A 12,975-nucleotide genomic window follows, 5' to 3' on the forward strand; every position below is an offset into this window, starting at 1 on the left:
ATCAGGGGGCGCTCTATAATGGATCCTGTGAATCAAGATGGACAAGGAGTCCCCATGTCACAGCCCCCATTCAAAGCCAGCCAGCGCAGATTGCTGATCGGCTCGGCTATCGCACTCGCCCTGTTTGCGAACCCGTTCAGTTATGATTTCACCCACAATGAGTGGCAAATGAATCAGGCCTATGCCAAGTCCTGCTTTATCGCCGGCACACGCATAACGATGGCCGATGGCTCCATCCGCCCCATCGAAACGCTCCGGGCCGGTGAACAGGTGCAGGATCAGCACGGCGGCAGCAACCGGATCCTGGCGGTCGAACGGGTCATACTGGGCAAGCGCAGGCTCTACGGGATCAACCATCTGCCTCCATTCTTTACCGCTGAGCACCCTCTGCTGACCACTCGGGGCTGGGCGGCCATCTCACCCGCCATGACCCGAACCGAAAACCCGCAACTGACGGTGTTGCCGCTATTTACCGGTATGCAGATAGTGTGTCGCCCGGTACCTGTCATGGTGACAGGCAATCTGGCCCTGCAACCCCAACCGGAATTACTGCTGGTTGAGTCACTCTGCTGGATCGAGGCGCCTCCCACTACCGAGCTCTTCAATCTGCTGCTCGATGGCAGCCACAGCTACATCGCCAATGAGCTGATCGTTCACAACAAAGATGGCGGGGGCAGCAACAGCGGTGGAGGCAGCAACAGCGGTGGAGGCAGCAACAGCGGCGGTGGCAGCGATAGCGATGGGGGCCGCGATGATAGTGGCAGCCAGGGCGAGCATGCTGGCGGTGAGCGACATGGCAGTGGTGAACAACACGCCGGTGGCGATCACCATGGCGGGCGCGGGTTTGGCAATGGTATTGATGACAACGGTATGGATGCCGTTGATGCCAACGGCAACAAACTCAGAGGCGATGGCACCATCGATGACAACGGGGTGGATGCCGTCGATGCCAACGGCAATAAACTCAGAGGCGATGGCACGGTCGATGACAACGGGGTGGATGCCGTCGATACCAATGGCAACAAACTCAGGGGCGATGGCACCATAGATGACAACGGGGTGGGTGCCGTTGATGCCAACGGCAACAAGCTCAGAGGTAATGGCACGGTCGATGACAACGGCGTGGGTGCCGTCGATACCAATAGCAACAAACTCAGGGGCGATGGCACGGTCGATGATCGCCAGCAAGTGCTTACCGATGAGCAGGAGCGTGCGCTGCTCAACAACGGTTTTCGCCAACAGGGGCAACCATGATGCGCTATCTGCTACCACTCCTCCTGCTCGGCCTCGCTGGCTGCGCCACGGTCGACACTCCGCCGCTTTACCATCAGATGGATAAGGCAGATGTTCAACTGGCCAATCAGGCCCTCGCCAAGGCACTGGAAACCCGCACCAAAGGGCAAAGCCTCACCTGGTTCAATCCAGCCAACCGTCACTCGGGCAGCGTCACGCCGCTGCGTACCTTCCGCCATGCCCGCGGGGAGTGGTGTCGCGACTATCGCGAGCAACTCTATATCGGCAAGATGAGCCAGCAGTGGCAGGATACCGCCTGCCGCAATCAGGAAGGGCGTTGGCGGCCACTGCGAACTTAGTGCATGCCACGGGAATAAACGAAAGGGGGTAGCAGCGCTACCCCCTTGTCATCTTTACTGCCCCATGATCTGGTCAGTGGATCCGTGGTTATACCCGGCGATAAGGCAGGTAGAGCGGCTCCCACATGTGGCTCAGTATGTGCTGCTGCAGATCCTGCCCGATCAGCGGGTGGGACGGATCCTTGCGCACTATGTCTTTGAGCACGGCGGTCGCCACGTGGACCGAGATATTGCGCAACTCGCGAATGCGCGGATAGACGGAGCCCTGGGCCAAATCCTCCTCGTTCACGCACTCGGCCAGCGCGAAAGCCGCCGTGGTGAAGATATCCGGGCTGATCTCGCTCAGCTGGCTGACGATGGCCGCCAGCCCCACGCCCGGGAAGATGAAGACGTTGTTGCCCTGTCCGATGCGGTAACTCTTGCCCTCGTAGTGCACATCATTGAACGGGCTGCCGGTGGCAACGATCGCCTTGCCCTGACTCCAGCGGTAGATGTCTTCTGGCAGCGCCTCGCAGTTGGCGGTCGGGTTGGAAAGCGGGAACACCATGGGGTGAGCACAATGTTTTTGCATCAGCTGGATGTGCTCCTCCTTGAAGGCGCCACCGGCGCCGCTGGTCCCCAGCAGCACAGTGATGGGCACATGACGCAACACGTCCGTCAGATTGGCCTTGCCGGGGGCTTCGGTATCCCAGCCCGCCAGCAACAAACCCGGCTTGGCGTAACGGCGTTTGTACTCGTCGAGCCCTTCGCGGTTGTCGCACACCAGCCCCTGGGTATCCAGGATGTAGATGCGATCCCGCGCCGCCTGGGGATCCAGCCCTTCACGGATCATGCCTGCGCAGATCTGATCTGCCACCCCTACCCCACCGGCGCCAGCGCCGTAGACCAGGTAGTTCTGCTGACCCAGGGTTTCCCCTTTCACCTTGACCGCCCCTATGATGCCGGCCAGCACAACTGCCCCCGTGCCCTGAATGTCATCGTTGAAGGAGGGCAGCGCCTGCTGGTAGCGGGAAAGATTGTTGAAGGCGTTGGACTTGCTGAAGTCTTCCCACTGCAAGACGGCGTTCGGGAAGTGGCGCTTGACCCCGGCCACGAACTTTTCGATGAAGTCGTCGTACTCCTTGCCACGGATCCGTCTGTGAGGCTGACCCAGATACATGGGGTCATCCAGCAGGGCCTGATTGTCAGTGCCCACATCCAACGCGATGGGCAAGCAGCAAGCGGGGTGAATACCGGCCGCCAGGGTATAGAGGGAGAGTTTGCCGATGGGAATGCCCATGCCGCCCACCCCCTGATCACCGATCCCCAGGATCCCCTGGCTGTCGGTCACCACGATAATGCGCACCGACTTGGCGTCCAGATGACGCGCCAGAGAGCCCATGTCCTCGACGTTTTTCGGGGTGATATAGAGGCCGCGCGCCTTCTGGTAACGGTGGCTGAACTCCTGACACGCCTTGCCGACGGTCGGGGTATAGATGATGGGGGTCATCTCCTCCACGTGACGGGACAAGAGGGCATAGAAGAGGGTTTCGTTGCGATCCTGCAAGGCACGCAGGTTCTGGTACTTCTCGATGTCGCTGCAGGCGCTCAGAAATCCCTGATACACCCGCTCCAGCTGGGCTTCAAAGGTTTGCACCTGAGGAGGCAGCAGGCCGTCAAGCTCGAAGTCGGCGCGCTCCTGTTCGGTGAAGGCGGTGCCCTTATTGAGATTGCGATCGTTGAGCAGGTCAGTGCCTGTCAGTGCAACGGGGCGAAAATCCTGTCCCTGTGCATCTTTCCACAGCAGATATTGTCCGGTAGCCATAGTCATTCTCTTTGATTTACGTGAAGTTGCCGTTCGGCAGGAGAGCAAGACTCATAATGAAATCAATCATATGACGTTTAATCTTTCGGTTTTGTGAGCTTGGGCATACCCTGCGGCCAAAATACCAAGCCAAAGTGACACTCAGCCAGTGTTGCGACAAATGGACAAAAGTCATGCTAGGATTGCGGCCATTCTGACCATCCTTCACTGTCCACCAGCCAAGAGTGGTTTCTATATTGTTGATAGCCAAGCTTATTTCTCTGCGTCTAATGCTGCCGGTCTTGCTGTTGCTGACCATGTCGAGTCCCCCCGCCCTGGCCACGCAGCCCAGGGTGCTCAACATCATAGTCGGTGAATGGCCCCCTTTCGTCTCGGAGCAGTCGAAACACTACGGTCCCGTGGCTCACCTCATCAGCGATCTGTTTCAGGAGGCGGGCTATAGCGTCAGATATCACTTTGCCCCCTGGGGCCGGGTCTATTCGCTGGCGGCAGCCAGCCAGCTCTATGACGCCACCGCCGTCTGGATGCACAAACCGGAACGGGAGAAGGACTTTCTGTTCAGCGAGCCAGTATTGCAGGAGCAGTTCGTCTTCTTCTCTCTCACGTCACGACAGTTGAACGCCGAGCGACTGGCACAGATTGCCGGTTTGCGTCTGGGGGGCGATATTGCCTACAGCTACGGGCCCGAGCTTGATGCCATGGTGGCAGAGGGCAAGGTAAGCCAGCAGCGGGTCACCGACATCAAGCTCAATTTCGGCAAATTGCTGCGCGGTCGTATCGACCTCTATCCTCAGGAGCTCCGGGTCGGCCTGACCGCGTTGCGCAAAGAATTTGATCCGGCCACCGCAGCGACCATCACCCACAGCCAGACACCCTTTTTGCAAAACAACAGCTTCGTGATGTTTCCGCGCAAGATGCCGGGCTCGGCCAGATTGCAGGCCCAGTTCAACCAGAAATTGCAGCAAGCCATCAACAGCGGACGCTATCAGGACTATTTCGATCGACTGGAACGGGGTGAATACCGAGATCGGGACCAGCCCCGATCTCGGTGACACGGATCAACGACCATCCGGCTTGTCGAGCTGCTCCTTGACCTCTTCAAACCAGAGCCTGTGGTGCTGCCTAGCCCAGCTCTCGTCCACATAGCCGCTCTTCATTCCCTCCAGCGCCCCTTCTGTTCCCACAGTCCCTATGTAGATGTGACCGAATGAGGCGGCAATCAGCCCGATGGCACCGATCCCGTGCAACAGGTTGCTCACTGCCATCACCTCCCGGGTCTGGCCAAACAGGGGGAAGTCGAGCACCAACCCTGTGATGCAGACCAGCAGGCCCGCACTGCACAGCAGCCAGAACCATACCTTCTCCCCGCCGTTGCAAAACGCCGCATCCGGATGCTTGCCATTGGGCAAGATGCCCCCACCCTGGCGGAACCACTCCCAATCCACCCGGGTCGGCAGATTGTGGCGCAACCATTTGAGGATCATCACCAGCAGCCCCAGCACGAACAGAGGCCCCAGGTAGTTGTGCGTCAGCTTGGCGCCCTGAATAGCGGCCCCCCACACCCCATCCCCGAACGGGCGGATCACAAACTTGCCGTAGAGCAGGATCAGGCCACTAAGCGCAAGCAGCAGAAAAAGCGCCGCCGTATACCAGTGCAAGGCACGTTCAAACGGGGTCCAGCGCAGCACCTTGCGACCGGTGCGAGGGTGAGCCAGCTTGAGCTGGCCTGCCCACAGGTAGAACAGCAGCAAGGCAAGGACGGAACCACCTATGGCCAGAGCACCGAACGGGGAGACCCAGGTATTACGAAGGGTACGCCACTGTTCACCGGTCACATTGATCAGCACACCGTGTTCGGCGCCCCTGGAGGTGGTGATGCCCACCTCTCCATCCTTCACCGCCCGCCAGTAGTCGGCGCCGGCAAAGCCGACCGTCTCTTTTTCGGCATCGGCGAAACCGGGCGCACTGAACAGCAGCAAGGCCGTCAGCAGCGCCGTCAGCCAGTGTCTCATTGGCCGCCCTCCTGCTTGCCAAGCTTGAGCCCCTTGCCTCTGCCATCGCGCGGCTGGCTGGCGTCATGGAACAGATCCTGCTCATCCCCGCCCCAGGCGGCGTGAGGGGCACCGCGATAGGCGACCCGCTCGCGGAAGATGTCGGAGATCACCTGCGCATCACCGGCCAGCAATGCCTTGGTGGAGCAGAGCTCGGCACACATGGGCAGCTTGCCCTCGGCGATGCGGTTGGCACCGTACTTCTGGCGCTCCGCCTCGCTGTGGTCCTCCTCCGGGCCACCGGCGCAGAAGGTGCACTTGTCCATCTTTCCCCGCTCCCCAAAGGCGCTGCTCTTGGGAAACTGGGGGGCACCGAACGGACAGGCAAACAGGCAGTAACCACAACCGATGCAGAGATCCTTGTTGTGCAGCACTATGCCGTCATCTGTGTGGTAGAAGCAGTCGGCCGGGCAGACCGCCATGCAGGGGGCGTCGGTGCAGTGCATGCACGCCACCGAGATGGAGGTCTCGCCGGGCAGACCGTCGTTGAGGGTCACCACCCGGCGGCGCTGTATGCCCCACTCCAGGGCATCGTCGTTCTCGTTCTTGCACGCCGTCACACAGCCGTTGCACTCGATGCAGCGCTTGGTGTCACACATGAATTTCATTTTGGCCATGGTCTCAGGCTCCTACTTTACGAAAGCGGCACAGGGTGACCTTGGTCTCCTGCATCTGGGTGACAGGGTCATAACCATAGGTGGTGACTATGTTGACCGACTCCCCCAGCACATAAGGGTCAGACCCTTCCGGATATTTGGATCTCAGATCCTTGCCCTCGAAGTGACCGCCGAAGTGGAACGGCATAAAGGCGAGTCCAGGCTTGACCCTTGGGGTCACCAGCGCCTTGACCAGCACCCGGCCCCCTTCCGGCCCCTCCACCCACACATCCTGACCGTCGCGCACGCCGACGTCGTTGGCATCCGCCGGGTTCATCTCGACGAACATCTCCTGCTGCAATTCAGCAAGCCAGGGGTTGGAGCGGGTCTCGTCGCCGCCCCCCTCGTATTCGACCAGACGGCCGGAGGTGAGGATGATCGGGAACGCCTTGCTGACGTCCTTCTCCTGCACCGAGGCGTACTGGGTCGGCAGGCGCCACAGGCTCTTGGAGTCTGGCCAGGTGGCGTAGTCGGCCAGCAGATCCCGGCGCGGGGTGTAGAGCGGTTCGCGGTGCTTGGGCACCTGATCCGGGAAGGTCCATACCACGCAACGCGCCTTGGCGTTGCCGTAGGGCACGAAGCCGTGCTTGATGGCCACCCGCTGAATGCCGCCGGAGAGATCGGTCTTCCAGTTGCGCCCCTCGGCCTCTTTCTTCTCGGCCTCGGTCAGCTCATCCCACCAGCCAAGCTGTTTCAGCAGGTCGGCGGTGATCTCGGGATAGCCATCTTCCACCTCGCTCCCCTTGGGCCAGGAGTCTTCGGCCAGCAAAGAGACGCCCTGATACTCGATGCCGAAGCGGGCGCGGAAACCGCCGCCCCCTTGCGAGACCGGAATGCTGGTGTCGTAAAGGATGTGGCTGCCGGGGTGTTTCATCTCAGGGGTGCCCCAGCAGGGCCAGGGCAGACCATACACTTCGCCGCTGACCGGGCCCCCTTCGGCCTTGAGGTTGGTCTTGTGGAAGGTGTGCCAGTTCTGCTGGTGCGCCTTGAGCCGCTCCGGGCTCTGGCCGGTGTAGCCCACGCTCCACATGCCGCGGTTGTACTCGCGGGTGATGTCTTCCAGGAGCGGCTCGTTGTTCTCCACCTTGATGTGCTTGAACAGCTCATCGGCAAAGCCAAGCTTCTTGCTCAAGAGATACATGATCTCGTGGTCGACCTTGGATTCGAACAGGGGTTCTATCACCTTGTCGCGCCACTGCATGGAGCGGTTGGTGGCGGTGACGGAGCCATAGGTCTCGAACTGGGTGGTGGCTGGCAGCAGGTAGACGCCGTCGGTACGATCGTTCATGACGGCGGCGACCGTGGGGTACGGGTCGACAATCACCATCATGTCGAGCTTTTGCATCGCCTTCTTCATCTCCGGGCCGCGGGTCTGGGAGTTGACCGCATGGCCCCAGTAGAACATGGCGCGGATGTTGGCACCCTGCTCGATGAGATCGGCGTTCTCCAGCACCCCGTCCACCCAGCGGGAGACCGGGATGCCGTTGTTGTTCATCGGCAGCTTGCCGTTGTAGGCCTTGTTGTCAAAGCGGGCCTTGATCCACTCGTAATCAACATCCCACACCCGGGCCCAGTGCTTCCAGGAGCCCTCTTCCAGCCCGTAGTAACCGGGCAATGAGTCGGAGGTGACGCCAAAGTCGGTGGCACCCTGCACGTTGTCGTGACCGCGGAAGATGTTGGTGCCTGCCCCGCTCTTGCCCACGTTGCCCAGAGCCAGTTCGAGGATGCAGTAGGCGCGGGTGTTGTTGTTGCCAGTGGTGTGCTGGGTGCCGCCCATGCACCAGACCACGCAGCCGGGGCGGTTGTCGGAGAGCAGCTTGGCGGCGCCATACACCTCTTTTTCATTGAGGCCGGTCACCCGCTCTACTTCGGCCGGAGTCCAGCGCGCCACCTCTTTTTGCACCTCGTCCATGCCAAAGACGCGGGTGCGGATGAACTCCTTGTCTTCCCAGCCGTTCTTGAAGATGTGCCAGAGCATGCCCCAGATAAAGGCGACGTCGGTGCCCGGACGCAGGGAGAGGTACATGTCCGCCTTGGCGGCAGTGCGAGTGCGGCGCGGGTCGACCACCAGGATCTTGCAGCCGTTGCGCTCTTTCGCCAACAGGATGTGCTGCATGGCGACCGGGTGGGCCTCAGCCGGGTTGGAGCCGATAAACATGATCGACTTGCTGTTGTGCATGTCGTTCAGGCTGTTGGTCATGGCGCCGTAGCCCCAGGTGTTGGCGACCCCGGCGACCGTGGTGGAGTGGCAGATCCGCGCCTGGTGATCCACGTTGTTGGTGCCCCACAGGGATGCCATCTTGCGAAACAGGTAGGCCTGCTCGTTGGAGTGCTTGGCGGAGCCGAGCCAGTAGACGCTGTCGGGGCCGGACTCCTTGCGAAGGCGCAGCACTTCGTTGCCCACCTCCTCGATGGCCTGATCCCAGCTGATGCGCTGCCACTTGCCGCCCACCAGCTTCATCGGGTACTTGAGGCGACGCTCGCCGTGGCCATGCTCGCGCAGGGCAGCCCCCTTGGCGCAGTGACCGCCCAGGTTGAAGGGGTGATCAAACGCCGGCTCCTGACCGGTCCAGACGCCGTTCTGCACCTCGGCATAGACGCCGCAGCCCACAGAACAGTGGGAACAGATGGTGCGCTTCACCTCGACCGGCACATCAAAGGCCACGGTTTTGGCCTCGGCCCGCTGCATCATGGCCGGGGCCAGCCAACCGGCTGCCACGGCGCCACCGGCCACCAGACCTGAGTTGACCATAAAGGCGCGACGGGTCAGCCCCTGACCGCGAGCGGCCTCATTATTTTGCAAACCGCCTTGCAAGCAGCCCTGCTCGCCCACTTGGGGCTGCTCGGCACGTTTTGTCAGTTTCATGAGTTCTCCTTCACAGATCCGGCTCAGTCAGTGCCGCGCAGGGTGCGATAAAAGTCGTGAACATGGGGGGTCTCCCGATAGCCCTTGTCAGGTTCGGTGTCGTGGGTCAGCACCTCTTTGCCCACCACCCGGCCGGTGGCACCGGCCAGCACGCCTATGGTGGCGACCACGCCAACTCCCTTGATCAGATTGCGTCGGGACGGGTCTTTCAGCTTTTCATCGCTCATCTTTCTGTGACCTCTGTTTTTGTTATGACCAGCCGCACTGTGCCGGCTTCGCTATGAGTGAGTGGGTGCCGCGTCATGGCAGCGTCACCACAGGGCTACCAAACGGCAGGCGCAATTCGTTTTCCAGCTTGAAGAAATCTTCGGCAAGGGCCCCGACCGCCCGGTAGAAGCTGCCCCCTTTCGCCTGTTGCTGATCACGGCAGCAAGCGAGTACCCAGGGGGCAAGGTGGCGTTCATAGAAGCGGTTGCGATCCGGGTGCAGCTCGCCAATCAATACCGCCATCACCTCGCACAGGGCGGCCAGATGATCTTCCGGCTCGCACACCCCGCTCTGACGCTCGAAGCCCAGCGACTGCAAGTCGGCGCGCAGCACCGCCAGCGGCAGCTCCATCAGGGAACCGGTGAGATACCAGGAGGCAAACGGCACGATTTCACCGCGCCCCAGCCCGATAAAGAGATCCTGATACTCCTCGGCAAGCTCATTCTCGTGGTGGCTATTGGCCGCCAGCTGCACCAGCCCCAGCCCTCTGGCAAAGGGGCCCGGCATGGCCTGCAACCCTTGCAGCCAGCCAAGCTGTTCGCCACGGGGGGCGGCGCGCCAGAGGCTCGCCAGCAGGGCGTAGAGATCAGCGCTGCTCTGTTCCAGTTCGCTCATGGTCAATTCGCCCGCATTCGGTGTGGTATGGCTGTTATGTTGTTCACTCATCATTGTCCCCTCACACCTTGAGCTGGGCGGCAGGATCCGCCGCCAGCGCTGCAAACACATCCTTGACCCGGCACTCCTCACACATCAGCAACCGCTGGGCGGCCTCGTTCTGGAAGTGGGAGTGACCGGCCAGTTTTTGCTGGATGCGGCGGATCATCGAGGCTGGCGCGAACGGCTTGGAGCAGCGAATGCAGCAGGCGGCCTCTTCGGCTTTCAGACTCTGCACGGCGCGGCGCGCCTCGGGCACAGGCTGCAAACGGGGCGTGAGCACTATGGCCTGCTCTGGGCACGCCTTCTCGCACATGCCGCACTGGATGCAGTCCTGCTCGATAAAGTTGAGGCCAGGCGTGTGTCCCACAGAGTGGAGGGCGCGGGTCGGGCAGACCGCCACGCAGCCCATGCAGAGGGTGCAGTCAGACTCTTTGAGTTCCACGCTGCCGTAAGGGGCGCCACGGGGCACAGCCAACATCTCGCGGCTGCCCTGATTGGCCTGCCAGAGCACATCGAAGGCGGCAAACAGGTTCTCCCGCTTGTCTCCTTTGAGCGGCTTGTCCAGCAGGGCAACGGCTGGCTCACAGGAGATCGGCTTATCTTGTTCGGCATCCGGGTTAAACAAGGCGATGCGATTGACAGCGAGACCGGCGCCCGCCAGCAGCACGGCGGCGCTCGCCAGTTCCCGCTCAACCAGCGCCCGCACGCTGGCGGGGGCATCGTCACCGAGCGCAATGCGCACCGCGCTGGCGCCATAGGCGAGTGCGGCGAACCAGCTCTCGATGCCTAAACTCGCGCTCTCCTCCACCCAGACCGGCAGCCAGTTGGCGGGCAGGCGGGTGAGTTCTGTTTCCACCCATTCGCGCTCGTTTTCACCGGCGATAAGCAGCTGGGGCGCTTCGCCTCCCGCCTCCCGGTAGTGCTTGAGCAATCGGAACAGGTAGTCGCCGCTGGTGTTGGCATCTGGCTGGTGATAGGCAATCGCCCCGGTCGGACACGCCGAGGCACAGCTGCCAAAGCCCTGACAGAGATGGGGATCGATCTGGATGCGACCATTAATGGGCTTGAGCGCATCGGTCGGGCAGACATCGAGGCAGCGGCTGCAACCGGGCACGCCGCGAGCGGTAAAGGCGCAGGCCTCGGCATCGAGGCGAAAATAACGCGGCTTATCGAAGATGCCGGTGAGGGCGCACAGCTCGGCGAGCCGTTCGGCCAGCCCCTGGTCATCAAAGAGATGCAGATAACCGATCGGTGGGCGCTCCAGCGCAAACAGCGGGGCGCGGCCCAGATCGGCCACCAGATCGAAGCGCGGTTCGCTACCAACAGTCACTTGTTGCGGAAAGCAGAGCGCAGCCAGGTTAACCCGCTCACCCTGCCCATTGAGGCCAGTGAGCTGGAACTGACCCAGATACCCTGTCAGGCTCGGTTCGCGCAGGGTCAGGGCAGCGAGGGATGCGGTGGCATCGAAAATGGCTTCGAGATCTGCCGACGCGGCATCGTGGACGGATTCGGTCACCAGCAGAGTCGGCTTCACCCCGGCGGGCAGCAGGCTGGCGGCGCGGCGAATGCGATCTTCCGGGCCGACCAGCAGCAGGCGCCCCTGACTCTGGTAAGAGACAGTGGCCGGGATCAGGTTATCGGTCTTGACCGTATGCTGCTGGGCATAGGCACGGGCACGGCTGTTGCGATCGCCATGCTGCTCACTGCGCCCCGCGCGACCCTCATAAAGGGGCAAGGTTGAAATTGGTAGTTCGATGCTCACATGCACTCCTGTGCGCGCCACCTCATGGGATGGGGCGCTTGTTGGTCTACCGGGAGAGCAAGAGGCGAGCCAACTCCCCCGGAAAAAAAGTAACTGACAGGGAGTCAGGATCCTGAGGGTTCCATTCCCCCATCCTTGGTTGGGACATTTTGTCCATCACGGGAAACCAAAATGTCCCGATCGTCGGTGGGGGTTTGAGAATGGTTATCAGCCAACCCGTTCGGCTCGTCGGCGGCAGCTATGCTCATAACCGCCACCGGTTCAGCAGCTCCGGTGGCTGGATTGGCCGTCTCGCTCTCAAGGGCGGTCACCTGATCCACCAGCCAGTTGCGCAGCCCGGCGGTCAGGGCCGCGGGCAGCAATTCGGGCTGGCTGAAATCCTGGGTGTAGTCGTCGAGCCCGTCCGGTTTGTGAGTACGAAACATGGCCCGCAGCGCCTCCTTGTCGGGAAGTTTGGCCTTGCCCGGCTGGGCTGTTGTTAGCCGCGGTTCGCCACTCTCAGCCCCTTCGATGGCAAGCGATTCGTCACTCCCCTTGTCAGTACTGACTACGGGGCGATCCTGCGCACTATCTGGCATTTCACCTTCGCCACTGCCTTCGATGGGGGTGGCAACCGCCTCGGAAATGGCCTCTTCCCGTGGCTGCAATACCTGATGCTTGCGCGCCTCACTCTTGCGAGACGACCAGCGCTTGAGGAACTCACTCATGGGCGCTGTTTCCGGCCTTGTTTACAGCACAGGTTCCGGCATCGCTGCCACGCTCGCGGCCATCGGGGCCGGTGGCTTTCACGGCGCCGCAGCTGGCTTGATCCTGGCTATCGACACCGAGCTGATCCTGCGCCCGTCCCTTGCCCTTCTTGCCCTTGCGACGGGCCTCCAGCAGCTCGCCGTGGCGGCCGATAAAGGCCTCCACCCAGGCTTGCAGCGCCTCGGGCAGCGGGCAGGAGAGCACCTGCCGCTCGCCATCCATATAGGCGGCGGCCACTGTCTGGCTCAAGGTCAGGCCATCGGCCACAAAGCCACTGTCCACGCGGCTTCCGGTGACAAAGAGGCGGGGCGAACCAGAGCTCAGGTTGAAGCGATAATCCCCCCGCTCGTCGCGAAACAGGGTGAGGGGCAAGGCACCGGCAGCCTCGGGCTCGGCGGGGTGGAGCGCCGCAATCTCGAAACGGCGGCTCTGCCAGCGGCCAACCTGGCTGTCGATGGCATTCAACTCCAGTTGCAGCCAGCGCTGCGGGGAGAGGGGTTTGGTTGTCTCTTGCACTGTCACGGCTCCCATCAGAAGGTCTGTGCCGAGCCGCCCTCCACCGTGATCCAACCC

At 61.7% G+C, this 12,975-nt stretch carries 13 protein-coding genes; 3 read left to right on the forward strand and 10 right to left on the reverse strand.

Annotated elements, in window-relative coordinates:
* The first annotated feature begins 54 nt into the window (after positions 1-54).
* Together GWQ31_RS06920 and GWQ31_RS06925 are read left to right on the forward strand one after the other, a co-directional pair.
* Complete coding sequence (locus tag GWQ31_RS06920; protein ID WP_275908973.1) at positions 55-1,254, forward strand: hypothetical protein; 1,200 nt, start codon at positions 55-57, stop codon at positions 1,252-1,254.
* Positions 1,251-1,592 carry an RT0821/Lpp0805 family surface protein gene (locus tag GWQ31_RS06925; RefSeq protein WP_275908974.1) on the forward strand — a complete coding sequence of 114 codons (342 nt, stop codon included), beginning with the start codon at positions 1,251-1,253 and terminating at the stop codon, positions 1,590-1,592. The genes GWQ31_RS06920 and GWQ31_RS06925 overlap by 4 nt, the downstream gene beginning before the upstream one ends.
* Before the next feature lie 88 nt (positions 1,593-1,680).
* Here the strand turns inward: GWQ31_RS06925 and GWQ31_RS06930 are convergent, their stop codons facing one another.
* Complete coding sequence (locus GWQ31_RS06930) at positions 1,681-3,396, reverse strand: NAD-dependent malic enzyme (RefSeq protein WP_021139102.1); 1,716 nt, start codon at positions 3,394-3,396, stop codon at positions 1,681-1,683.
* 16 nt (positions 3,397-3,412) lie between these two features.
* Entirely contained in the window at positions 3,413-3,694 is a 282-nt protein-coding gene (locus tag GWQ31_RS06935) for a hypothetical protein (protein ID WP_180975071.1), read from the reverse strand.
* Here GWQ31_RS06935 and GWQ31_RS06940 point away from each other — a divergent pair.
* Entirely contained in the window at positions 3,693-4,448 is a 756-nt protein-coding gene (locus tag GWQ31_RS06940; RefSeq protein WP_275908975.1) for a transporter substrate-binding domain-containing protein, read from the forward strand. The two genes, GWQ31_RS06935 and GWQ31_RS06940, sit on opposite strands and share 2 nt — an antisense overlap.
* A gap of 6 nt (positions 4,449-4,454) precedes the next feature.
* Here GWQ31_RS06940 and GWQ31_RS06945 read toward each other — a convergent pair whose 3' ends face one another.
* The 8 genes from GWQ31_RS06945 to GWQ31_RS06980 all read right to left on the reverse strand — a co-directional run bounded on the left by GWQ31_RS06945 (position 4,455) and on the right by GWQ31_RS06980 (position 12,933).
* A complete protein-coding gene (locus tag GWQ31_RS06945; RefSeq protein ID WP_059112059.1) occupies positions 4,455-5,408 on the reverse strand; it encodes a formate dehydrogenase subunit gamma in 954 nt (317 codons plus the stop codon).
* The gene (fdh3B, locus tag GWQ31_RS06950; protein WP_058393423.1) at positions 5,405-6,064 is read right to left on the reverse strand and encodes a formate dehydrogenase FDH3 subunit beta; all 660 of its coding nucleotides are present in this window, start codon (positions 6,062-6,064) and stop codon (positions 5,405-5,407) included. Before fdh3B ends, GWQ31_RS06945 begins: the two co-directional genes overlap by 4 nt.
* A gap of 4 nt (positions 6,065-6,068) precedes the next feature.
* On the reverse strand, positions 6,069-8,969 hold the full coding sequence (locus GWQ31_RS06955) for a formate dehydrogenase subunit alpha (protein WP_275908976.1): 2,901 nt from the start codon (positions 8,967-8,969) through the stop codon (positions 6,069-6,071).
* A 23-nt stretch (positions 8,970-8,992) separates the two neighbouring features.
* Positions 8,993-9,196 (reverse strand): transcriptional initiation protein Tat, encoded by a 204-nt coding sequence (locus GWQ31_RS06960; protein WP_021229865.1) that lies wholly within the window; start codon positions 9,194-9,196, stop codon positions 8,993-8,995.
* A 73-nt stretch (positions 9,197-9,269) separates the two neighbouring features.
* On the reverse strand, positions 9,270-9,902 hold the full coding sequence (locus tag GWQ31_RS06965) for a molecular chaperone TorD family protein (RefSeq protein WP_275908977.1): 633 nt from the start codon (positions 9,900-9,902) through the stop codon (positions 9,270-9,272).
* Positions 9,903-9,912: 10 nt separating this feature from the next.
* Entirely contained in the window at positions 9,913-11,637 is a 1,725-nt protein-coding gene (locus GWQ31_RS06970) for a 4Fe-4S binding protein (protein WP_345893583.1), read from the reverse strand.
* Positions 11,638-11,759: 122 nt separating this feature from the next.
* The gene (locus GWQ31_RS06975; RefSeq protein ID WP_169046575.1) at positions 11,760-12,362 is read right to left on the reverse strand and encodes a DUF3306 domain-containing protein; all 603 of its coding nucleotides are present in this window, start codon (positions 12,360-12,362) and stop codon (positions 11,760-11,762) included.
* Complete coding sequence (locus GWQ31_RS06980) at positions 12,355-12,933, reverse strand: DUF3305 domain-containing protein (protein ID WP_275908978.1); 579 nt, start codon at positions 12,931-12,933, stop codon at positions 12,355-12,357. The genes GWQ31_RS06975 and GWQ31_RS06980 overlap by 8 nt, the downstream gene beginning before the upstream one ends.
* Positions 12,934-12,975 lie beyond the last annotated feature (42 nt).

Origin of the sequence: Aeromonas sp. 2MA4 (genome assembly GCF_029237305.1) — a bacterium.
GTDB classification, from domain to species: domain Bacteria; phylum Pseudomonadota; class Gammaproteobacteria; order Enterobacterales; family Aeromonadaceae; genus Aeromonas; species Aeromonas salmonicida.